The sequence below is a fragment of the Campylobacter sp. CFSAN093226 genome, assembly GCF_012897595.1.
Lineage (GTDB): Bacteria > Campylobacterota > Campylobacteria > Campylobacterales > Campylobacteraceae > Campylobacter_D > Campylobacter_D jejuni.
The window spans coordinates 843637-866150 of record NZ_CP040608.1; the positions used below are offsets into that span (position 1 = coordinate 843637).

Genomic DNA, 22514 nt, shown 5'->3' on the forward strand with positions numbered 1-22514 from the left:
TTAATCCCAACATTCAGCGTTTTTAATTCCAAGTTTGCTAGCATTAAATTTAGGATCTATACCAGATTTTTGTTGCGTATTAAAATCTTTTAAAACTTTATTTACTATACCACCTAAAAGCAATAAAGATATAATATTTGTCGTTGCCATGAAAGCCATAGTCAAATCAGCCAAATTCCAAGCAAGTTTTAAATTCATTTGCGAGCCTATAAAAATCATAGCCACAGCTGTAATTCTAAACAAATTCATTACAAATTTGGAATTTGTTAAATATTTAACATTAGCTTGAGCATAATAATAATTTCCTATTAAAGAAGTTATTGCAAAAAGAACAATAGCTATAGTAATAAAATGGATTCCAAAGCTACCGTAATACTCACGCATAGCTTCTTGAACTAAAGGCATTCCACCATCAATTTTATTTTCTCCAAGTCCTAAATATGCCATAGAAAAAAGAACTAAAAATCCAGAACTTGTACAAACAACAACATCAATTAAAACTGAAAAGGCTTGTATAACACCTTGTTTAGCTGGATGACTTGTCAAAGCTGCTGCAGCTGCATTAGGTGCCGAGCCCATACCCGCTTCATTTGAAAAAAGTCCTCTTTTAATCCCTATAACCAAAGCAGAACCAGCAAAACCACCAAAAATCGCTTTAAAATCAAAAGCACTTTGTAAAATCATATGAATCACAGAAGGAATTTTATCAAAATTCATTAAAACAGCAATCACGGCAAGTAAAACATAAGCTAAAGCCATAAAAGGAACAATTAAAGAACTAATTTTACCTATTTTAGTATGGTGAGAAAAAAACATCCATGCACCAAAAATAGTTAAAACAATACCAATAATCATTGGCCAAGAACTTGATGCAAAATCTACAGCAGCATTTGGATTAAACATATCATAATAAACTTTAAAAGACGAAGTCATTGTTTGACTTTGAAGTCCATTAAATCCATAAGCATAAGTAATAATAAGAATAAAAGCAAAAAAAGCTCCAAAAAAATGTGAGCCTAAGGCTTTTTTTATATAATAAGCTGGACCACCTTTAAACCCGCCTGTATCATCTTTTGATTTGTAAACTTGAGCTAAGGTACTTTCAGCAAATGCTGAGGCACCACCAAAAAATGCCATAACCCACATCCAAAATAAAGCACCAGCTCCACCTGTAGCCAATGCCAAAGAAATTCCAGCAATATTTCCTATACCAACTCTAGAAGCAGTTGAGATCATTAATGCTTGAAAAGGTGAAATATGTTCTTTAGCGTGTCCTTCGTTTTTTTCTGTAAGAATTTTAAATACAGAACTCAACATACGAAACTGAACAAAGCGAGTTAAAAAACTATAATAAAGCCCACAAACAATAAGTAAAACTACCATAATAATGTCTGTATTTGGGACAATCTTATTAGCTATAATATCAGACGCTTTATTGGCAAAATCTAGCATAATATCTAAATTCATCTAAACTCCTCAAAAAATAATCTAAATTTTACTTTAACATAATTTTTATAAAAAGGACTTTATGATTTTATTTGTTTTAAGCTATTGTGTAAATTTGAAACTTTTAAGAAGCAAAATTTCTAAAATTTTGTCTTAAAGCTTCATAAGAGATTATACCAACGCTTGTGGCTAAATTTAAACTTCTTCCATAAGATTTCATAGGTATAGTTATAGCATTTTCCCAATTTAATTGCATTAATTCCATAGGCAAACCATAACTCTCACTTCCAAAGAATAAGAAATCATTTTTTTGAAATTCTGCATCAAAATAAGCTTTTTGACTCTTAGTTGTTGCGAAAAAAAAGCGATTTTTATAAATCATATTTTCATTCAAAAATTCTTCAAGATTCTCCCAAATAATAGGCTCTAATTTATCCCAGTAATCAAGTCCTGCCCTTCTAACAGCCTTTTGTGAAATATCAAAAACAATTGGTTTAACAATATGAAGTTTAAAACCAGCATTAAAGCACATTCTACCTATACTACCTGTATTTTGCGGTATTCTAGGGTGAACTAAAACTATATTAAACATATTTATACTAGAACTCTTTGAATATTAGGATTTAATTTTACTAAAATTTCATAGTTAATAGTATGAAAAAAATCAGCCCAAATATCAGCATCTTTAAACACGCAAATTTCCTCACCAGAATTTTCACAAGAAAAACTATCCATTGACATCTTTCCAAGCATTGCTTTTCCATTTCCAAGCACTAACTCCCCCCTTCCATTGTAGCGAAAAAGACCATCAGCATAACCCAAATCATAAGTTGCTACTTCCATATCCTTTGCAGCAGTAAAAATGCCTCCATATCCTATGCTCTGTCCTTTTTGTAAAATCCTTTGACTTAATCTATGAGCATACAAACTTAAAACTCTTTTTAAATTTGAATCCCCATATCCAAATTGAACAAGCCCAACTCTACAATATTCATCTTCAGGAATTTTCCCTCTAAATAATGCTGCAGAATTATACGAATGAAATAATAAATTTGAAAAATATTTTTTTACTATCTTTTTAGCTTTTTGAAAATTTTCTTTTTGAACAAAAAAACTTCCATCCATTTCATCTGCACTAGCAAAATGTGTAAACATTCCAGTAAGTTTTAAATCACTACCTTGAATAAGATTTATAGCATGCTCTAAATTTTCTACACAAATTCCATTGCGATGCATGCCTGTATCTATTTTTAGATGTATTTTTATATCTTGCTTGTAATTTTTTACTTGAGAAATGTCATTTAAAGCATAAATAAATCGAGAATTTTCATTACCATGAGGACGATGTGATAGTATTAATATATTCTCAAAAAATTCTTCGATTTCTCGAGCTTCTTCTTCACTCTTAACAGCAACAAAAGAAACTCCTAAATTTTTGGCTAATGGAGCTAAAAGCTTAGCTCCATGTCCATATGCATTATCTTTAAAAACACAAATTAATCTTTGAAAACTCCCTATTTTTTTAGCAATATGTCTTAAATTGTATTCATAAGCTTTTTGATCAATTTTTATTAAAGACATTTATTGCTCTGCTAAAATTTTCATTTTACCTTTACTATCTATCTTAACGTATAAAATTTTATCGCCTCTAAACCGATAGTTTTTAGTGTAATAATCCTCATAAAATGAAATTCTATACATAGTTTCATTTTCTAAATTCGGATAAGGGCTGATATTAATATCTGAAAATTTAATCTTTTTATCTTCTTTACGAGAAAAAATAGATTTTTTCATGGAAGCAAACTGTTCAAATTTCATTTTATCAAAACGTTTAAATTCTTGCTCATCATAAAAACTTAAATAGGCATTAGTGTCACTATTTGTCCAAGCTAGTTTCCATGTAAAAAGATCAGCCAATAAACTAGCGATTTGATCCTTTTTAGCTCTAATTTTTTCTTTTTCTTCTGTCATAACAAAAACTTTTTTATCTTGCACAACTTTTGCAAATTTCTCCAAATTATTATTAAATAAAGCAATACACCCTCTTGTTTTAAATTCATCAAGTCTAGAACCATCTAAAGGATAGCCATGGATCCAAATACCACCACCTGTTTTTCCTTGTACTTTATCAAGTAAATTTGGATAAGTTGTGGCAAAAGCAAAGGGACCATAATAAGGATCACCTGGATTAAACTTACGGCCTAACTCATAAAAACCTACTGGAGTTTTCAAATCTCCTTCTATTTTTTTATCACCCATTAATCCAGTTATTATTTCTTTTTGTTCAAAATCTTTTCTTATTTTTCCGTCCTCGTAAGAATAAACACGGAGAATTTTATCTGTTTTATTTGTAAGCACGATAGCAACATTATCATCATAGTATCCAAGTGAAATATTTTTATCTCCTATTTCACTTAACCAAAAATCCTTTTGAGTTAATTCTTTTTCAATCGCTACACCAACAGCATCTAATCCTTGATTAAGATAAATTTTAACAAGATCTGAGGCATGCAACATCAATGAAGAAAGTGCAATTAATAAAGCAAGTCGTTTTAACAATGTTTTTCCTTAGGTATTTCAAATTTTTTAAGTCAAAAATGTTTGTGATTATAATATTTTTTTTCTTAAAAAATATTAATTATATTAACAATGCAGCCTTATTTATGATATAATTTTTACAAATCATAAAGGCTTGTTTTAAAAGGTTGTCTATAATGATAAGAAATTTTTTTATAGGAATGTCTTTTTTAGGCATTTTGTTTTTAGCTTTTTATACATTATATGATAAAAAGAAAGAAAGTATATTTAGCTTAAATACATGCCAACCTCTAACTTGTGACTTAAATTTACAAGATTGTGTTTTTTCTTTTAATAAAAAAAATATTGAAGTTTCAGCCTACCCAAAACCTATAAAAATTTTCAATAAAACTACTATAAAAATTAAGAATTTTCCTCATTATTCTAATTTAAAGATTAAAATTTATAGTTTAAATTCCTATATAGGCGATATCATTCCTAAATTTAATATAGTTAATGGTGATATTCTTATAAATTTTATAGGTAGAAGCATTACCGATGATTCTAGATTTAGGGTTGAATTTTTAAACAATAATGCTCCAACTGGTTTTTTCTTTGATTTTGATGTTACTATGCAAAAAAATTTTCAAACAGGTAACACACATTGAAAAATTTTCAAAATTTTATATTCAAATAAAAATATTTTTTGATATAATGAACAAATATTTAATATTATAAAAATAAGGATACAATATGAAAAAAATTCTTCTCTTAGGTGCTCTTTTTGCTGTAAATCTTTGGGCTGTTAATGATATAGAGGTAAAAAATGCCTTTGTAAAACAAACTCCACCTCATGCGCAAAATAGTGCTATTTTTCTTACTATTTTTAATAATACTAATAAGGATATTGCTCTAATAAGTGCCAAAAGCGATATCAGTGAAGTCAGTGAACTGCATACACATATACATAAAGATGGAAAAATGATGATGCAAAAAATTCCTGAAATTATTATAAAAGCTCATTCAAGCACAGAGCTTAAATCTGGAGGTTACCATATAATGCTTTTAAAACTAAAAAAACCTATTATTAAAGACACGAAGGTAAATTTAGATTTAAAATTTAATAATCACAAAACCATAGAGTTAAAAAATATTGATTCTAAAGAATTTTAATTAATGAGAAAAATTATTTTTATCCTAGCTTTTGCTTTTGTTATTGCTATTTTATATATTATTTTTGATTTTTATGTAATAAAAGATTCTCAAAAAATAACAAAAACTGATTTTTCTACCCCATTGACTTGCGATCTTAATGTTAAAGACTGCACATATAGTTTTAACAATAAAAAAGTCTTAATTTCCCTAAATCCCAAACCCTTACAATCTTTAGATGTTACAAATCTAAAGATTGTAAATCTAGGAAATTATAACAACTTAGGAATTAAAATTTATGGATTAAATATGTATATGGGCGAAATTAAACCTAAAATACATCGATTAAATTCAACAGACTATGAAAGTAAAATAGTTCTTGCTGCTTGCGTTTTAGATACTATGCGTTTCAGGGTAGAATTTATGGATAATAATAAACCCATAGGGTTTTATTTTGATTTTGAGCTAAAAAAATGAAAAAAAATATTATTTTGTTTATAGTTATAGTTGCCATTATTTTAGGTGTAATATTTTTTATTAAAAATCATCAAAATTCTTATGATTTTATCTTAAAATCAGACTTAAAAGAGGAAACCACCCTAAAAGATTTTAAAGGAGATAAGCTTATTATCTATTTTGGATATACTTATTGCCCTGATGTTTGTCCGGCAACTCTTAGTTTAGTAGGCAAAGCCTTAAAGCAAATCAATAATCCTAAGGCTCACCTTCTTTTTATTTCTTTAGATCCAAATAGAGATAATAACTTAAGCAATACAAACGAATGGTTACGATACTTTTACCCAAAAGCAGATGCCTTAATTGCAAAAGATGAAAAAACTCTTCAAAAAATAACAAAACAATATAATGTTCAATATCAAAAAATAGATCTAAATGATTCTTTTATGGGTTATTCTATAGCACATAGCAATATGCTTTATCTTATTGATGAAAAAGGTCATTTTTATAAAGAAATTAACGATTTAAATCCACAAGAAATTTTAAGAGAACTTAGAATTTTTCTAAATTCTCAATAATTATACTTAAGCAAAAAGATCGGTTGAGAGGTATCTTTCAGCCGTATCGTTTAGCATAGTTAAAATTCTTTTATCTGGAAATTTCTTTGCTAGCATACTTGCGGCAAATACATTTGCTCCACTTGATATACCTACCATTAAACCACTTTTGGCAAGTTCTTTGGCTGTATTTATAGCATCTTCATTACTTACTGTGATCACTTCATCTATAACTTCTTTATTTAAAATAGCAGGTATAAAATTCGCCCCTATTCCTTGTATTTTATGGCTTCCCGCTTCACCTTTGCTAAGCAATGGAGAATTTAGAGGCTCGACTCCAACAATATGCACTTTTTCTAATTTTTCTTTTAGTATTTCCCCAACTCCACTAATAGTACCGCCAGTTCCAAAACCAGCTACAAAAATATCAAGTTCATTATCCAAATCTCTTAAAATTTCTAAAGCCGTATTCTTACGATGCGCATTTTTATTTGAAATATTTTCAAATTGAGAAACCATAAAAGAATTTGGAGTATTTAATAATATTTCATTTGCTTTATCAACCGCTCCTTTCATTCCTAAATTTGCAGGAGTTAATTCTAACCTAGCGCCAAAGAGTGTTATCATTTTTCTTCTTTCTAAACTCATAGATTCGGGCATTACAGCAATAAATTTAAGTCCCAAATCTGCACAAATCATAGCCAAAGAAATTCCAGTATTTCCACTAGTTGCTTCAACTATTGTAGTATCTTGATTAATTTTTTTACTATCTAAAGCATCTTTAATCATTTCAAAAGCTGCTCTATCTTTTATAGAATGACTAGGATTTAAAAATTCACATTTAGCAAAAACATTGATACCAAATTTTTTCAAATGTATAATAGGAGTATTTCCTATAAGCTCACTTACTTTTTCATGTACTTTCATAATTTTAATATCCTTTTTTGTTTAATAATGATAGTTTTATAAAAGTTTAAAAAAATAAAGTAAATAAAAGATACAAAATATCTGAATTAATTAAGAAAGAAGGCTAGAATTTATCTAGCCGAAGTTTTATTTTTTCTTTTTGCCGCTTGCTTTTGCAACAGCTTCTTTAAGGTTTTTACCTACCTTAAATTTTGCAACTCTTGTAGCAGGAACTTTGATTGTTTTTCCTGTGCTTGGTACTCTAGCTTCTCTAGCAGCTCTTTCTTGAGTTGAAAAAGTACCAAAACCAATAAAACTGATGCTATCACCTTTAGCTAAAACATCAGTAATAGTAGAAATAACTGCATCAGTAGCAGTAGTAGCGTCTTTTTTTGTTAGCCCAGCTGTTTGAGCAACTAATGAAATGAAATCTGCTTTAGTCATAAAAGCTCCTTTGTTTTAATTGAAACGCCTAATTTTAGCATATTTAAAAAACAATATCAAGTAAAAAACAGCTTTTTTTAAGTTTTTTTCAAAAAACTTTATTATTTTTTCTTATATCTTTCAAATTCTCCACTATTATCAATTTCATTACCAATTTTCTCGTATAAATCATAATAAAATTTAACAAATTCTTTACACTTAGGCATAATAGGAAGAAAAATATTATCTTCAATTTCACAAAATCTACTTAAAAACTCTTTTGCATCAAGTCTTAAAGCATAGTGTTTTGCCAATTCATGATAATTTTTTAAAGTTAGCTCTTTAAATTTTTCATAATACCCTAAATCAAAATTTATCTTCAAATTATTATTTTCAAAAATCAATACTTCGCTTTCAAAAAGCAAGCTAAGATGAATAAGTCCTTCCGTATAATAAGGTCTAACTTCATCAACCCTTTGCCAAGAAATAAGTCCAATAGCTCTTTTTATAAGTTCATGAAAAACAGGCATTATCAAGTCATCTTGTTCATGATAAAAGAAATTTATAAGTCCACCTGTAGTAGCTTTATATTCTTCTATATTTTTAAAAAAACCACTCTGATTCATTGTTTTTTCGGTATCATTAGCAATAAAAAATATATGACCAAATTCATGGCCTATAGTTGATACTTCATAAACCCTTTTCCAAATTTTTTCCTGATAAAATAAAATATTTCTTCCAAAATCCAAAAATTCTTTATCAAAAACCTCGCTAGAAATTTTCATAAAAGGCTTTGTTTTAGCATTTTCATATACAAAATTTATAAAGGCAAATATTTTTTTGCCCGCCTTAGAACTTACAAACTCATCATTTGGAACGACTTGAGCTGAGAATAAACCTTTAAGTTCAGCACCATAAAATATCATCGGAGTGCAAATATAAAGTTGAGTTTTTTCTATATTAGATAAAACTTCTTTTTCTAATTCACAATCTTCAAGTCCTATATTTTTATAAACATGTTCAAAACTTTCCTTAATTTCATTACCAAATTTCAAAACATCAAAATCATTTTCATCTTCTATTCTTATATCCCATTCTAATGCCACCGCATGAGTATAATTATCTTCATAATATTCTAAAGGATGTCCCACTTGTAAAGGTGATTTTACTTTCATCCAAGCAAATTCAGCTTCTTGCCAAGCTTTTATAACCCTATCTTCATCTTTTTCACAAAACGCTAATTTTAATTTTTCAAAATATTCTATATAAGCTTTTTCCTCTTCGCTGCTAGCAAATATTTTAAGCTGATCAATCATATTTTCAAAAGCAAATTCTAATTTTAAAATTTCATTCTCGAAAAATCTCGCATAAGGAACAAATTTCCATAAATTTCCTATTCTAACTAAAACACCATAGCTTCGCTCACAAATTTCTCCTTCTGGAGTTTTTTGATATAAATGATTTTTACGTAAAAATTCCATTGCATCATCTAAATTTGGAAATTGAGTAGATAAAATTTTATTATTTTTTTCTATAATTTCTTTAGTCCAAGAAATTTCAAAAATATTCATAATTAAACCTATATTATGCACTCCTTGTATTAAGGACTGATAAAAATTATTTAAAAGTTTTTTCTCTTTTATTTCATTAATTAAATTTTGATGTTCTTTTTCATAAAACTTTCTAACCTCTTCATAGAACTTATGTTTTAACTCTATAATCTTATCTTCCTTAAAGTTGTTTTTTTTCCACTCTTGAACTAAATTTTCTTCTTTTAAATCAATCAAACGCCTAAGTATGGCTAGCATAGTTGTTTTATCTTGTTTTAACTCACTTAAAGAAATCAAAGATCTAAAATACTCGCCCACATCTTCTTTGTCTAAAAACTCATATAACGCATTATTTCTTTCTTTGTATTTTCTAACCAATTTAGCTATTTCTTTAAAATTATTCATACTTTTATTCTCCTTTTTAACTTTTTTAATTATAATTCATTTTTTAAAATAAGGAGTAAAAATGAGAGATATGGGAGAACCAAAATTAAAAATTGTAGCTATGCCAAGTGACACAAATCCAGCAGGAAATATTTTTGGCGGATGGATACTTTCACAAATCGATTTAGCAGGAGCTATCGCAGCAAGAGAACTTTCTCCTGAACGCGTTGTAACCATCTCTATGGATAAAGTAGTTTTTAAAGAACCTGTTTTTATAGGCGATATAATTTCTTGTTACTCTAAAGTTGTAAATGTGGGCAACACTTCAATCAGCGTTGAAGTAGAAGTCACAGCTCAAAGAGTGGATTCTCAAGGTTGTACTTCTTGCATTAATGTAACTTCGGCTTTAGTAACTTATGTAAGTGTTACAAGAGATGGAAAGAAAAATCCTATTAGTGAAGAACTTAAAAGAATTCATGGCTTTTTAAATGCTTAAAGCTTATTTTGTATGATAAAACTTTATCCTTTAAGCTTATCAGCATTTATTTAAACCGCCACTATTATATTTTTTATCTAGACATTCTTTGAAAAATTCCCCTCTGGTTTTTGGAATTTTTCCTGGATGTTTTTGTTTCATGTGTTCTAAATACTTATCATAACTAGAAAGTCCCACCAAGGGATGAAAAAACCTTTCGGCTTTTTCATAATAATACTTAAATTTTTTGAAATTCATCAATCTTAATATACTTAGTTTCTTTAAGAGGAATTTTAATTTTACCTAAGCAAATTCCTATACAAGAAATTATAACAAGCAAGGTAGCTATCATAAAGAACACACAAAGAATTGCATTAAGTAAATTTCCAACTTTATTTTGAGTGGCTATTGAAATTTCTTTTCTAATTGTAGAAATTTCTTTTTCATCTTTAGTATTATTTAATTTAAATTCTAAATCTTTAATTTTTTGACTTTGTATGCTAACGGCGGCTACATGACTTACCGCATTTGCTATTTTATTGCCTTCTTCATAAGGCATAATTTTTTGAATTCCTCCATACAGAGTTGCCACTAAGACAAATACCGCAGGTACTAAAGTAACCCAAGTATATCTTGCCTTGTCCATTTTTACAAGTATAGTTGTAGCAAGAAGCAAAGCCATACCCGCAAGCATTTGATTGCTCACGCCAAAAAGAGGCCAAAGTGTATAAATTCCTCCCTTAGGATCAATGGCGCCTTGATAAAGAAAATATCCCCAACCTGCAACACTTAAAGCCGTAGCCAAAAGTCCAGCTGGATAATTATGAATATCTCCTAAAGGTTTATAAACATTACCCAATATATCTTGCACCATAAAACGACAAGCCCTTGTCCCAGCATCCACCGCTGTTAAAATAAATAAAGCTTCAAACAATATAGCAAAATGATACCAAAAAGCCATCAAATCCACGCCGCCAAAAAGTTCATGCAAGATCAAAGCTACACCTATAGCAAAAGTCGGGGCTCCCCCTGTTCTTGAAAGTATAGTATACTCTCCTATATTTGTGGTTAAAGTAGTAATTTCTTCAGGAGTAATACTAAATCCCCAACTTGAAATAGTTTGTGCTACATTTACAACATCTGTTCCTATCAAAGCAGAGCTTGAATTTATAGCAAAATAAAGACCTGGATGTAAAATACAAGCACAAATTAAAGCCATAATCGCCACAGCACTCTCAGCAAGCATAGAGCCATATCCAACAGCCAAAGTATGAGTTTCGTTTTCAAGCATTTTAGGAGTAGTTCCACTAGAAATCAAAGCATGAAAACCACTGATCGCACCACAAGCAATGGTAATAAATAAAAATGGAAACACTCCACCTGCAAATACTGGACCTGTTCCATCAAAATACTGAGTATTTGCTTTTGGCATTTGTAAATCAGGAGCAACCAAAACAATAGCTACAGCCATTACCACAATAACACCGATTTTCAAAAAAGTTGAAAGATAATCTCTTGGAGCAAGTAAAAACCACACAGGTAAAACAGAAGCAATAAAACCATAAGCCATCATAACAATTGCCAAAGTTGGAGCTTCTAAAGTAAATATTTTAGCCCAATAAGGATCAGCAGCTATAACGCTACCATAATGAATAGCCAAAATTAAAAGCACAAAACCTATTATAGAAGCCTCCCCTACTCTACCTGGACGGATAAAACGCATATAAATTCCCATAAATATTGCTATAGGAATCGTCATTGCGATAGTAAATAAACCCCATGGAGATTCTGCTAAAGCTTTTACAACCACCATAGCTAAAATGGCAATAATAATAAGCATAATGCCAAAAATCGCCACCATAGCAACTCCACCTGTAAATTTACCCATCTCATCCTTAATCATCTCGCCAAGACTTCTACCTTTTCTACGAGTAGATATAAAAAGAACAACAAAATCATGCACAGCACCCGCTAAAACTCCTCCTACTAAAATCCAAAGCATAGAAGGCAAATATCCCATTTGAGCGGCCAAGATAGGTCCTACTAATGGACCTGCTCCTGCAATAGCAGCAAAATGATGTCCAAATAATACAGCTTTATTTGTAGGCACAAAATCACGCCCATCATTTTCTACAAGTGCTGGTGTTGCACGATTTTTATCAAGTTCTAAAACCTTATAAGCTACAAAACTCCCATAAAATCTATATCCTATCATATAAATACATACAGCAGCAACCACCAAATAAATCGCTGATACACTTTCGCCATTTTGTAAAGCTAAATAACCAAAACAAATAGCGCCTAAAGCTGCAACAAACAACCATAAAATTTTAGTACTTAACTGAGTCATATTTCTCCTAAGAAAATAAAATATTTTCAAAGAATAGCAGATTTATAGATTAAATTGTATAGAAAGATGTTTAGTTTTTTCACATTTTTAAAAAAATATATGTTTTTTGTTTCTTTAAGTAGCATAAAAATGAAAAGCTTAAAAATAATCTTTAAGCTTTTTTAATCTAAATAAAGAGAGAATTTACACTTTCGTTATGATAAACACGACGTATTACTTCAGCAAAAACAGGTGTAACGCTTAATACTTTAATATTTGGTAATTGCTCTTTTAAAGGTATAGTATCTGTTACCACAAGCTCATCTAAAACTCCGCTTGCTATTCTCTCATAGGCTTTTCCACTTAAAACTGCATGAGTACAGCAAGCCATAACAGATTTTGCACCTTTTTCTTTTAAAGCTTCCGCGGCTTTAACTATAGTGCCAGCAGTATCAATAATATCATCCACTAAGATAACTTCTTTATCTTTTACATCTCCAATAATATTCATTACTTCACTTTCATTGGCTTTTTCACGACGCTTATCAACTATAACTATATCAAGTCCTAAATGCTTTGCAACACTCCTAGCTCTTGCAACACCCCCTATATCTGGACTTCCTATAATAGCATTTTTAAAATGTTTGGCTTTAATGTAATCATTAAAAACTATACTTCCATAAAGATTATCTACTGGAATATCAAAAAAACCCTGAATTTGTCCTGCATGCAAATCTATCGTAGCTACGCGATCAATCCCAGCTGCTTGAATCAAATTAGCCACAAGTTTAGCAGTAATTGGCACTCTAGGATTTGCTTTTCTATCTTGTCTCGCATAGCCAAAATATGGGATAATAGCCGTAATTGAATTTGCACTTGAGCGACGCAAAGCATCTGTAAGAATTAAAAGTTCCATTAAATTATCGTTTGTAGGAGCGCAAGTACTTTGAATAATAAAAACATCCTTTCCGCGTACACTCTCATCAATTTGAACGCTAATCTCTCCATCACTAAACCGCTTTACTCCAGCATCACTTAAAGGCAGGGAGAGATATTTAGAAACTTGTCTTGCAAATTCGACATTAGCTGAGCCTGAAAAAATTTTATAACCTCGCATAAAAAACCTTAATCAATAAAATTATGAATTAATACAAAAGATTTTAATAAAAAAAATGTTAAAAACTGCTGTAAATTTAAAAAGCTTATATAAAAATATAAGCTTTTTTAAGAAATATAAGCTGTCTTTTTGGCATAATATCTTACCAACATAGAAAGTGAAAAACATATTATAAAATAAATTCCCGCAACAACACCTATCATCGCTAAAATTTCTTCAAAACTTGTTAGTTTTGCCAATATAGTTTTTGAATTATAAGTAAGTTCAGCTATACCCAGACCTGCTAAATAAGCTGTATCCTTTACAGTGGTTACAATTTGAGATAATAAAGCAGGTATTATTTTTCTAAAAGTTTGTGGTAAAATAATATAAAAAAGAGTAAAAAATTTACCAAAACCTTGTGAATAAGCTGCTTCAAACTGACCTTTTGGTATAGAATTTAATCCGCCTCTAATAATTTCAGCCATAACCGAACTCGTATAAAGTGAAAATCCTATAGTACCCCAAAAAGCTTGAGGAAATTGTCCAAAAAATACAGGCAAAACAAAACAAGCTGCGAGCATCCATAGCAATAAAGGAGTATTTCTAAAAATATCTATATAGCAAGCTGCTAAAAATTTACTTAATCTATCTCCATAATTTTTAGTTATAGCTAAAAAAGTTCCAAAAACAATCGAAATAATACAAGTTGCCAAGGCTATTTTTAATGTCAGAAATAAACCTTGCATTAAAAATTCAATATTTTGCGCATTAAAAACATTTTCCATTAACAACCCTTTATCTCGTTAAATGTGCTTTTTTTAATTTATTTTCATAAGCTTTTGCAAAATAAGCCAAAGGATAGCAAATTATAAAATATAAAACCGCTGCAAATATATAAGCTGGCGCATAATTTCCATAATCAGCTGCATAACTATCAGCAGAATGCATTAACTCAGCTCCACCTACAATAAGCAATACAGAGGTATTTTTAATTAAATTTACCATTTGATTTGTCATCGGTGGTAAAATAATTCTAATGGTTTGAGGTACTATAATATAACGCATTTGTTGAATATAAGTAAACCCTTGAGACGCAGAAGCTTCAAACTGACCTCTTGGCACAGCCAAAATTCCACTTCTAACCACCTCGCTTACATAAGCTCCGTGATACACCCCAACACCCAATACACCAATAGTAAATATATCAAGCCTTATACCTAAAACAGGCAAGGCATAAAACAAAAAGAAAATTTGTATTACCAAAGGAACATTTTGAAAAAGCTCTACGTAAATTCTAGTGTAGGCTCTGATAATTTTAAATCTACTTGTAGCCATAACTCCGCCTATAGTTCCAAAAATTGTAGCTATAAGCAAAGCAAGAATGCTTACTTCTAAAGTATAAATAAAACCATTAATAAAAGCATCTTTATTATCCAAAGCATCTAAAAATTTCCATACCGCAAAAGGGCTTATACTATTTTCATCATATAAACCCCAAGAAGTAAGAATTTGTCTTAAATGTTCAACAAAACCTACACTTTCATTCATATTATAAACCCCATTTTTTCGCTAAAGCATCAATTTCATTTTTATGTTCTTTTACAAAATCATCAACATATTTTGCAAAAGCTGGATCATCTTTTTTGGTTACAATACCATAACTTTGTGGTTCAAAACTATCTGGCAAAATTTCACTTTTATCATCCACATAACCTAACAATATTGATTTGTCTACAGAAAACGCATCAACTCTTTTAGCATCTAAAGCAGCTTTTATACTTGGATAATCAGGAAATTCACTAAATTTAACATCAATGCCAATTTTTTTAGCAGCTTCACCTATAGCTTTTTTTGTAGTTGCAGCTTGAGCCACTCCAATATTTGCACCTTTCATATCAGCTAAAGATTTATATTTTTTTTCTTTTAAAACCAAAAGCCCTATAGCATCTTGATAATAAGGCTCTGAGAAATTATAAATTCTTTTTCTCTCTGGAGTAATAGTAAAAGTTGCTATCACCGCATCTACACTACCATTATCAAGCAAAGGGCCTCTTGTTTTAGCATTAACTGCAACTAGTTTTATTTTTTTATCATCACCCAATATACTTTTAGCTAGCAATTTGGCAACATCTACTTCGAAACCTTTAATTTCACCTGTTGCTTGATCAAGTAAAGCATAATGCGGAACATCATTTTTAACACCAACTATTAATTGTCCTTTAGATTTAATAGACTCAAGTTTACCTTCTGCTGCATTAGCATTGCTAAATGCAACACAAGCACCTAGAGCAAAAACTGCCAACTTTAACAAAGATTTTCTAAAAACCATTTTTTCTCCTTTCAATTTTGGTTAATTTTTAAGAATTTTCCCTAAAAAGAGTCGCGCTCTTTCAGTTTTTGGATTTGAGAAAAATTCACTAGGAATATTTTCTTCCACAATAGCACCATCTTCCATAAAAATAATCCTATCTGCTACTTCTTTTGCAAAACCCATTTCGTGTGTAACAACCACCATGGTAGTATTGCTTTGATGTGAAATTTCTTTCATTACATCTAAAACCTCTTGTATGGTTTCTGGATCAAGGGCTGAAGTAGGTTCATCAAATAAAATATAGGGTTTTTTAGTACAAAGTGATCTTGCTATAGCAACGCGTTGTTGTTGTCCACCTGAAAGGGTTGCTGGATAAACATTTGCTTTATCCAGCAAACCTACAACTTTTAAATACTTAAAAGCTGTTTCTTCAGCTTCTTTTTTAGATTTTTTTTGAAGTTTCATTGGAGCTAAGGTCAAATTTTGCAAAACCGTCATATGTGGATATAAATTAAAATGCTGAAAAACCATTGCACAATATTTTCGGCAAATTTCAATTTTATTTTTATGATTTAAAACAAGATTGTTAACTACGACCTCTCCTGAACTAACTTCTTCAAGCCCATTCATGCAACGGATAGTTGTACTTTTTCCACTTCCACTTGGACCTATAATAACAAGCTTCTCACCTTCTTTAACAGAAAGATTAATATTCTTTAGAACATGATGAGTTCCGTAGTATTTGTTTACATTTTTTAATTCAATCAAGTTTTTTCCTTTATTTTTAGCTAAATATAAAATTAATTGAAATTATTTTATCATTAAATAAAGAAAACTACTTCAAAATGTAACTTATTTTTACTAATAAATTTCCAAAGTGTAACTTTTAGTAATTTTTAGAATTTATACTTTTTCATAGTAAACACCTCTTGGAGAGAAAATCTTTTTAAAATAAATAGTCTCTGGAATTAAATCAGCATTGCCAACATAAAGCCTTCCTTTATCATTTAAAATTCTATGAAACCTCTCCATAAGTTTTAGTTTTGATTCATGATCAAAATAAATAATCATATTTCTAGAAGCTATAATATCAAATTTTCCCAATCTTGAAAATTTTTCTTCAAAAACATTGCAAAGTTCAAATTTACAAGTACAAAGCTCATTTTTATTAATAGTATAAAATTTATCTTCGCTTTCTAAAAAAAACCTTCTTTTTTCACTCTCGCTCAATCGCTGTAAAGTTCTTCCTTGATATTTTCCAAGTTTTGCTTTTTCAATCACACTTGAATTAATATCAACGCCTAAAATATACATATCTTTAATAAAATTCTGTGCAGCCAATAATGCCAAAGAATATACTTCTTCTCCACTTGAACAAGGGGCGCTTAGGATATTTACTCTCTTTTCTAAGCTTTTGGCATAATAAATTATTTCTTTCAATTGAGCCAATTCTCTTAAAAAATAAGTTTCACCTATGGTTACAAAATCTAAAGTTTCTTGTTTAAGTTGTCTATTGCTTTTTAATTTTCCCAAAAATTCGGAAAAATTTTTAGTATTAGTTCCTTCAAGAAATTTATTCAACTTTAAAGCTAGTATATTTTTTTTATCGGTTAAATCAATACCACTCATTTCGTTGATAATTTTTATAAATTCATTAAGTTCCAATTCGCTAGGAGTTATTTTTTTTTCCATGCAATTTTCCTTTTATTAATCCTGATCAATAAAATTTACAATTTCTTTTTTAATTTCTTTTAAGCTCATAGGTTTTAAATGCGGATTCATATCTTTTGCTCTTTTTGGCATACCATAAACGACGCTATCTGCTTCATTCTCACATAAACATCTAACTCCTGTTTTATAAAGCTCAAATAAACCTTTTGCGCCATCATCTCCCATGCCCGTTAAAATAATAGCAAGTATTTTATTTGTTTTTGCCAAAGAAACAGCGGAATGAAAAAGTAAATCCACACTCGGTTTAAAGCTTGAAGCCACATCTTGCCAAGCGGCTACAATATTTAAATTTCCAGATAAAATAGTATTTTTAGGGCAAATATAAATTTTATTGCTTAATATCTCTTTATCGTTCAATAAGCACACTTCACTAAAAGCTTCTTTATTAAATTGCCCCACAAAAGATGGAATAAAACTGGCACTCATGTGCTGAGCTATAACTACACAAGTATTTTTTACATCAATATCCTTTAAAAGAAATTTAAGCTGATTAGGACCACCTGTTGAAGATCCTATGAGTATGAGCTTCACTTTCTTCTCCTCTTAATTTATTGAAATTTTATTTTTCTTGTCACATGATTCTAACATATATAAAGAAAAATAAAGCTTATTTTTAAAACAAAGAAAAGCTGTTTTTATGATTTAATATGATAAGATTAGGTTTTTATCTTATTTTATATAGTAATTAGGAAACCAATGCTTAGGGAAAAAATTTATATTGCTAGTGATCATGCTGGTTTTGAATTAAAAGAAAAAATTTGCGTATTTTTAAAAGAAAAAAATATAATTTTTAACGATTTAGGAACAAACACTTGCGCAAGCTGCGATTATCCTGATTATGCGCATTTACTTGCCGAAAAAATAAACAAACGGAGCTTTGGCATTCTTATTTGTGGAAGTGGAATTGGAATTTCTATTGCAGCAAATCGTCATAAAAACATTCGTTGTGCATTATGCCACGAAAGCTTAAGTGCAGAACTTGCAAGAAGGCATAATGATGCCAATGTTTTGGCATTAGGCGGAAGATTAATTGGGGTTGAATTAGCTATAGATATTATAGAAAAATTCATTCAAACTCCTTTTGAAGAAGGGAGACATATGCAAAGAATTCAAAAAATTGAGGTAAAAATATAATGTTTACAAACTGGCTTGTTTTAACTATATTGATTTGTGCAACTATCTATCTTATTGTAATGTTGTTTTACTATAAAACTCTACTTAATAAAGAAAAAACATCAAAAGATTTTATCAAAAACAATCTTGATGATACTGAGATTGTCATTAGAAAACTACAAATTCAACTTCAAAGAAGTCTTGGAAATATAGATATACTCACAGAAGAACTTAATAAAATCAAAGCAGACCTTACATCTTTAAGAACCAGAAATTCTCAATATCGCTTGGAAAATGACAAACTAAGACAAAGAATTAAAGAATTAGAAGCAAAAATTGAGGCATTATTATGATAAAACTAACACAAGAAGAACAAAAATACCTGCTTGATAGCATTAGGATTATTCCTGATTTTCCAAAAAAAGGAATTATTTTTAGAGATATTACCACTCTACTAAATAACAAAGAGGCTTTAAATTTTCTACTTAAACATTTAAAAGAACGCTACAAAGATTACAATCTAGACTTCATAGCAGGAACAGAAAGCAGAGGATTTATCTTTGCATCTATGATTTGTGCAAAACTTAATCTTCCTTTTGTGCCTATTAGAAAACCTGGAAAACTCCCTTTTGAAACCTTTAGCTGCGAATACGATCTTGAATATGGCAGCGATAAAGTAGAACTTCATAAAGATGCATTTAAAAATATTCAAAATGCAAGAGTTTTACTTGTAGATGATTTAATAGCAACTGGCGGAACAGCTATAGCTTCATATGAACTCATTCAAAAAGCTGGAGCAAAATGTGTTGAAGCTTGTTTTTTAATAAATCTTAAAGATTTAAATGGAGCAAATAAACTTGAAAAACTTACTTCAGTTTATAGTGTTTTAGAAATTTAAAACTATAGAAAGGTACAAATGGAAGAATTTTTAAAAAATTTACTTTACCAATACAAAGATCTAGCTTATATTATTATTTTTTTATGGTGCATTTTAGAAGGAGAGTTAGCTTTAATTTTAGCTGGTATTTTTGCCCATCAAGGACATGTAAATTTAGGCTTTGTTATATTTATAGCAGGTCTTGGCGGTTTTGTAGGCGATCAAATTTACTTCTATATAGGAAGATATAATAAATGCTACATACAAAAAAAATTAAAAACTCAAAGGCGTAAATTTGCAGTAGCACACCTACTTTTACAACGTTTTGGTTGGCCTATTATTTTTATACAACGCTATATGTATGGCTTTAGAACCATTATACCTATGAGTATAGGAATCACGCGTTATAGTGCAAAAAAATTTGCTATTATCAATCTTTTTAGTGCTTGGGTTTGGGCATCAATCACTATACTTTTAGCTTGGTATTTTGGAGAACAAATTTGGAAGATGGTGACTTGGGCTGAAGAACATTGGTATTATGCAGCCATTATTATTATAGCTTTTTTATCCCTTTTATTATTTGGTTTTAAACAAATGGAAAAAGCTATACTTAAAGATAAAAGGAAAAAATCATGAAATTTGAATTAAACGATAAAAAACTAGATGCTATAAAAGCAGACTTTGAACTTGTTTTTATACAGGATAAAAATTTAAAAATTTTTAACAAAGAAAAAGATTTTTTTAAACTTAATAATTACAAAGGCGAAGGTGCATTATTAGACTTAAACAATAAAAAGCTTTATTTAGAGCTTAAAAGTCTTGCTTATGAGGATATAAGATTAAGTCTTTGCACAGCATATAAAACTCTTGAGAAACTTAATATTAAAAGCGTAAAACTTCCTAGCATAATAGGAGATTGTGTAGTTAGAAGTTTTGCATCTTTAGTTGAAGGCGTACTTTTTGGAGCTTATAAATTTGACAAATATAAAAGCGAGAAAAAAACAAGTACTTTGGAAAAATTTATTATTTCAAACGAAGAATTAAATGGTAAGAAATTTAATAAAGATGAAGCTAAGATAGGTTTAGAGCGTGGAGAAATTTTAGCCAATGCTACAAATTTTACTAAAAATATAGTCAATGAAATTCCTGAAATTTACACCCCTTTAAAAATGGCAGAAGATGCGCAAAATTTAGCTAAAGAAAATAAAAACATTATTTGTAAAATTTATGATGAAAAATTTTTAGCCAAAGAAAAAATGAATGCCTTTTTAGCGGTAAATCATGCCTCGGTACACCCACCACGCCTCATTCATCTAAGCTATAAAGCCAAAAATGCAAAAAAACGTGTTGTATTTGTTGGAAAAGGCTTAACTTACGATAGCGGTGGATTAAGCTTAAAACCAGCTGATTTTATGCTTACAATGAAAGCTGATAAAAGCGGTGCAGCAGCAGCAATGGGAATCATAAAAGCCGTAGCTGAACTTGCTTTAGATTTAGAAGTGCATTGCATTTTGGGCGCAACTGAAAATATGATAGGCGGCAATGCTTATAAGCCTGATGATGTGTTAATCAGTCGTGAAGGTGTAAGCATAGAAGTAAGAAATACAGATGCAGAAGGACGCTTGGTTTTAGCTGATTGTCTTTCTTTTGCACAGGATTTAAAACCTGATTTACTTATCGATATGGCAACTCTTACTGGAGCTTGTGTTGTAGGACTTGGAGAATTTACAAGCGCTATTATGGGAAATAATGAGGAATTGCAAAATGATTTTTATCTAAGCTCTAAAAAAAGCGGAGAATATACCACAATCTTACATTTCAACCCTCACTTAAGAGAACTTATAAAATCAAATATTGCCGATGTTAGTAATACTGCCTCTAGTCGCTACGGAGGTGCAATTACCGCAGGGTTATTTTTAGATAAATTTATTCGTAAAGAATATAAAGATAAATGGCTACATCTTGATATAGCAGGACCTGCTTATACAGAAAAATCTTGGGGATATTCTAGTTTTGGCGCAGGTGGAGCTGGAGTTAGAATGTGTGTTAATTATTTAATTCAAATTTTAAGGAAAGCTAAATGAGTTTAAGCGTAGGTATAGTAGGACTTCCAAATGTTGGCAAATCAACAACTTTTAATGCTTTAACTAAAGCACAAAATGCCCAAAGTGCAAACTATCCTTTCTGCACCATAGAGCCTAATAAAGCCATGGTTGAAGTTCCTGATTTAAGACTTAATGAACTTGCTAAAATAGTAAAACCTGAAAGAATTATGCATTCTTTAATAGAATTTGTAGATATCGCTGGACTTGTTAAAGGCGCAAGTAAAGGCGAAGGCTTGGGAAATAAATTTCTTTCAAATATACGTGAAACTGAGGTTATTTTGCATATAGTACGTTGTTTTGATGAAGAAAATATTACCCATGTTGAAGGTGGAGTTGATCCTTTACGTGATGTAGAAATTATCAATACAGAGCTTATTTTAGCAGATATTGAACAACTGAGTAAAAAAATAGAAAAACTCACCAAAGAAGCCAAAGCCAATCAAAAGGGTGCTAAAGAAAGTCTCGAACTTGCAAATTCCTTACTTGATCATTTAAACAAAGGCTTAGCTGCAAGTTCTTACCCTGAAAAAGAAAGTGAAATTTATCAAGCCTTAATCAAAGAATTAAGACTGCTTTCTGCTAAAGAAGTGATTTATGGTGCAAATGTTGATGAAAATGGTATTAGTGAAGATAATGATTATGTAAAAGCTTTAAAAGAATATGCTAAAAAAAATGATCATGAAGTTATCAAGCTTTGTGCAAAAATCGAAGAAGAATTAGTAGGATTAAGCGATGAAGAAAGTCATGAATTTTTAAGTTCTCTAGGAGTTAACGAAAGCGGTCTTGATCAAATCATACGCACTGCTTTTGCTAAGCTTGGACTGATCAGTTATTTTACCGCTGGTGTAGTTGAAGTGCGTTCTTGGACAATCAAAAAAGGCTGGAAAGCACCAAAAGCAGCAAGTGTAATTCACAATGACTTTGAAAAAGGCTTTATAAAAGCTGAAGTTATTTCCTATGAAGATTATATCCAATACAAAGGCGAAAATGGCGCCAAAGAAGCAGGAAAGCTACGCCTTGAAGGAAAAGACTATATCGTTTTAGATGGCGATGTAATGCATTTTAAATTCAATGTTTAGGCAA

At 30.0% G+C, this 22514-nt stretch carries 27 protein-coding genes; 11 read left to right on the forward strand and 16 right to left on the reverse strand.

The features are described from left to right. The 4 genes from FBF02_RS04390 to FBF02_RS04405 all read right to left on the reverse strand — a co-directional run bounded on the left by FBF02_RS04390 (position 1) and on the right by FBF02_RS04405 (position 4005). Positions 1-1467, reverse strand: coding sequence for a sodium:alanine symporter family protein (locus tag FBF02_RS04390; RefSeq protein ID WP_002852570.1), 1467 nt, complete (start codon positions 1465-1467; stop codon positions 1-3). A 103-nt stretch (positions 1468-1570) separates the two neighbouring features. Next, positions 1571-2038 (reverse strand): tRNA (cytidine(34)-2'-O)-methyltransferase, encoded by a 468-nt coding sequence (locus FBF02_RS04395; RefSeq protein WP_002852450.1) that lies wholly within the window; start codon positions 2036-2038, stop codon positions 1571-1573. A gap of 2 nt (positions 2039-2040) precedes the next feature. After that, positions 2041-3027 carry an alanine racemase gene (locus tag FBF02_RS04400; RefSeq protein ID WP_002852617.1) on the reverse strand — a complete coding sequence of 329 codons (987 nt, stop codon included), beginning with the start codon at positions 3025-3027 and terminating at the stop codon, positions 2041-2043. Continuing rightward, on the reverse strand, positions 3028-4005 hold the full coding sequence (locus tag FBF02_RS04405) for a murein L,D-transpeptidase family protein (protein WP_002852494.1): 978 nt from the start codon (positions 4003-4005) through the stop codon (positions 3028-3030). A gap of 155 nt (positions 4006-4160) precedes the next feature. Between FBF02_RS04405 and FBF02_RS04410 the strand changes: the two genes are divergently transcribed. The 4 genes from FBF02_RS04410 to FBF02_RS04425 all read left to right on the forward strand — a co-directional run bounded on the left by FBF02_RS04410 (position 4161) and on the right by FBF02_RS04425 (position 6149). After that, entirely contained in the window at positions 4161-4631 is a 471-nt protein-coding gene (locus tag FBF02_RS04410; protein ID WP_002852438.1) for a hypothetical protein, read from the forward strand. Positions 4632-4716: 85 nt separating this feature from the next. After that, positions 4717-5136 carry a copper chaperone PCu(A)C gene (locus tag FBF02_RS04415; RefSeq protein ID WP_002852580.1) on the forward strand — a complete coding sequence of 140 codons (420 nt, stop codon included), beginning with the start codon at positions 4717-4719 and terminating at the stop codon, positions 5134-5136. Between the two features lie 3 nt (positions 5137-5139). Further along, positions 5140-5592: a hypothetical protein gene (locus tag FBF02_RS04420; RefSeq protein ID WP_002852445.1), complete on the forward strand. Its 453-nt coding sequence runs from the start codon at positions 5140-5142 to the stop codon at positions 5590-5592. Continuing rightward, positions 5589-6149 carry an SCO family protein gene (locus tag FBF02_RS04425; RefSeq protein WP_002852563.1) on the forward strand — a complete coding sequence of 187 codons (561 nt, stop codon included), beginning with the start codon at positions 5589-5591 and terminating at the stop codon, positions 6147-6149. Before FBF02_RS04420 ends, FBF02_RS04425 begins: the two co-directional genes overlap by 4 nt. A gap of 6 nt (positions 6150-6155) precedes the next feature. Here FBF02_RS04425 and cysM read toward each other — a convergent pair whose 3' ends face one another. The 3 genes from cysM to ciaB all read right to left on the reverse strand — a co-directional run bounded on the left by cysM (position 6156) and on the right by ciaB (position 9412). Beyond that, complete coding sequence (cysM, locus tag FBF02_RS04430) at positions 6156-7055, reverse strand: cysteine synthase B (RefSeq protein WP_002858759.1); 900 nt, start codon at positions 7053-7055, stop codon at positions 6156-6158. A gap of 126 nt (positions 7056-7181) precedes the next feature. Next, positions 7182-7478, reverse strand: coding sequence for an HU family DNA-binding protein (locus tag FBF02_RS04435; RefSeq protein ID WP_002859562.1), 297 nt, complete (start codon positions 7476-7478; stop codon positions 7182-7184). A gap of 101 nt (positions 7479-7579) precedes the next feature. Then, positions 7580-9412 carry an invasion protein CiaB gene (ciaB, locus tag FBF02_RS04440; RefSeq protein WP_002858322.1) on the reverse strand — a complete coding sequence of 611 codons (1833 nt, stop codon included), beginning with the start codon at positions 9410-9412 and terminating at the stop codon, positions 7580-7582. A 61-nt stretch (positions 9413-9473) separates the two neighbouring features. On the opposite strand from ciaB, the gene FBF02_RS04445 reads away from it, so the two are divergent. Continuing rightward, on the forward strand, positions 9474-9887 hold the full coding sequence (locus tag FBF02_RS04445) for an acyl-CoA thioesterase (RefSeq protein ID WP_002853315.1): 414 nt from the start codon (positions 9474-9476) through the stop codon (positions 9885-9887). Between the two features lie 39 nt (positions 9888-9926). On the opposite strand, the gene kcuS is transcribed toward FBF02_RS04445, so the two are convergent. From kcuS to FBF02_RS04490, 9 genes are all read right to left on the reverse strand, one after another. Continuing rightward, positions 9927-10124 (reverse strand): KCU-star family selenoprotein, encoded by a 198-nt coding sequence (gene kcuS / locus FBF02_RS04450; protein WP_002867452.1) that lies wholly within the window; start codon positions 10122-10124, stop codon positions 9927-9929. Beyond that, positions 10105-12216 carry a carbon starvation CstA family protein gene (locus FBF02_RS04455; protein ID WP_002858433.1) on the reverse strand — a complete coding sequence of 704 codons (2112 nt, stop codon included), beginning with the start codon at positions 12214-12216 and terminating at the stop codon, positions 10105-10107. The genes kcuS and FBF02_RS04455 overlap by 20 nt, the downstream gene beginning before the upstream one ends. A gap of 166 nt (positions 12217-12382) precedes the next feature. Next, positions 12383-13312: a ribose-phosphate pyrophosphokinase gene (locus FBF02_RS04460; RefSeq protein ID WP_002853293.1), complete on the reverse strand. Its 930-nt coding sequence runs from the start codon at positions 13310-13312 to the stop codon at positions 12383-12385. A gap of 107 nt (positions 13313-13419) precedes the next feature. Then, positions 13420-14079: an amino acid ABC transporter permease gene (locus FBF02_RS04465; RefSeq protein WP_002853290.1), complete on the reverse strand. Its 660-nt coding sequence runs from the start codon at positions 14077-14079 to the stop codon at positions 13420-13422. 10 nt (positions 14080-14089) lie between these two features. Beyond that, complete coding sequence (locus FBF02_RS04470; protein WP_002857960.1) at positions 14090-14842, reverse strand: amino acid ABC transporter permease; 753 nt, start codon at positions 14840-14842, stop codon at positions 14090-14092. A gap of 1 nt (position 14843) precedes the next feature. Further along, entirely contained in the window at positions 14844-15623 is a 780-nt protein-coding gene (gene peb1A / locus FBF02_RS04475; RefSeq protein ID WP_002853252.1) for a bifunctional adhesin/ABC transporter aspartate/glutamate-binding protein PEB1a, read from the reverse strand. 21 nt (positions 15624-15644) lie between these two features. Then, positions 15645-16373: an amino acid ABC transporter ATP-binding protein gene (locus tag FBF02_RS04480; RefSeq protein ID WP_002853259.1), complete on the reverse strand. Its 729-nt coding sequence runs from the start codon at positions 16371-16373 to the stop codon at positions 15645-15647. 135 nt (positions 16374-16508) lie between these two features. After that, positions 16509-17297, reverse strand: coding sequence for a CheR family methyltransferase (locus FBF02_RS04485; RefSeq protein WP_002853285.1), 789 nt, complete (start codon positions 17295-17297; stop codon positions 16509-16511). A 15-nt stretch (positions 17298-17312) separates the two neighbouring features. After that, complete coding sequence (locus tag FBF02_RS04490) at positions 17313-17867, reverse strand: chemotaxis protein CheB (protein ID WP_002853263.1); 555 nt, start codon at positions 17865-17867, stop codon at positions 17313-17315. Positions 17868-18032: 165 nt separating this feature from the next. Here FBF02_RS04490 and rpiB point away from each other — a divergent pair, with 165 nt between their 5' ends. From rpiB to ychF, 6 genes are read left to right on the forward strand one after another with little or no spacing between them, the layout of a single operon-like run. Beyond that, positions 18033-18470, forward strand: a complete 438-nt coding sequence (gene rpiB, locus FBF02_RS04495; RefSeq protein WP_002853308.1) for a ribose 5-phosphate isomerase B — start codon at positions 18033-18035, stop codon at positions 18468-18470. Continuing rightward, on the forward strand, positions 18470-18802 hold the full coding sequence (locus FBF02_RS04500; RefSeq protein WP_002853247.1) for a membrane protein: 333 nt from the start codon (positions 18470-18472) through the stop codon (positions 18800-18802). Before rpiB ends, FBF02_RS04500 begins: the two co-directional genes overlap by 1 nt. After that, positions 18799-19347, forward strand: a complete 549-nt coding sequence (gene apt / locus FBF02_RS04505; protein ID WP_002853297.1) for an adenine phosphoribosyltransferase — start codon at positions 18799-18801, stop codon at positions 19345-19347. Before FBF02_RS04500 ends, apt begins: the two co-directional genes overlap by 4 nt. An 18-nt stretch (positions 19348-19365) precedes the next feature. Further along, positions 19366-19962 (forward strand): DedA family protein, encoded by a 597-nt coding sequence (locus tag FBF02_RS04510; protein WP_002853249.1) that lies wholly within the window; start codon positions 19366-19368, stop codon positions 19960-19962. Further along, on the forward strand, positions 19959-21410 hold the full coding sequence (locus FBF02_RS04515) for a leucyl aminopeptidase (RefSeq protein ID WP_002853317.1): 1452 nt from the start codon (positions 19959-19961) through the stop codon (positions 21408-21410). The genes FBF02_RS04510 and FBF02_RS04515 overlap by 4 nt, the downstream gene beginning before the upstream one ends. Next, on the forward strand, positions 21407-22510 hold the full coding sequence (gene ychF, locus FBF02_RS04520) for a redox-regulated ATPase YchF (RefSeq protein WP_002858396.1): 1104 nt from the start codon (positions 21407-21409) through the stop codon (positions 22508-22510). Before FBF02_RS04515 ends, ychF begins: the two co-directional genes overlap by 4 nt. Positions 22511-22514 lie beyond the last annotated feature (4 nt).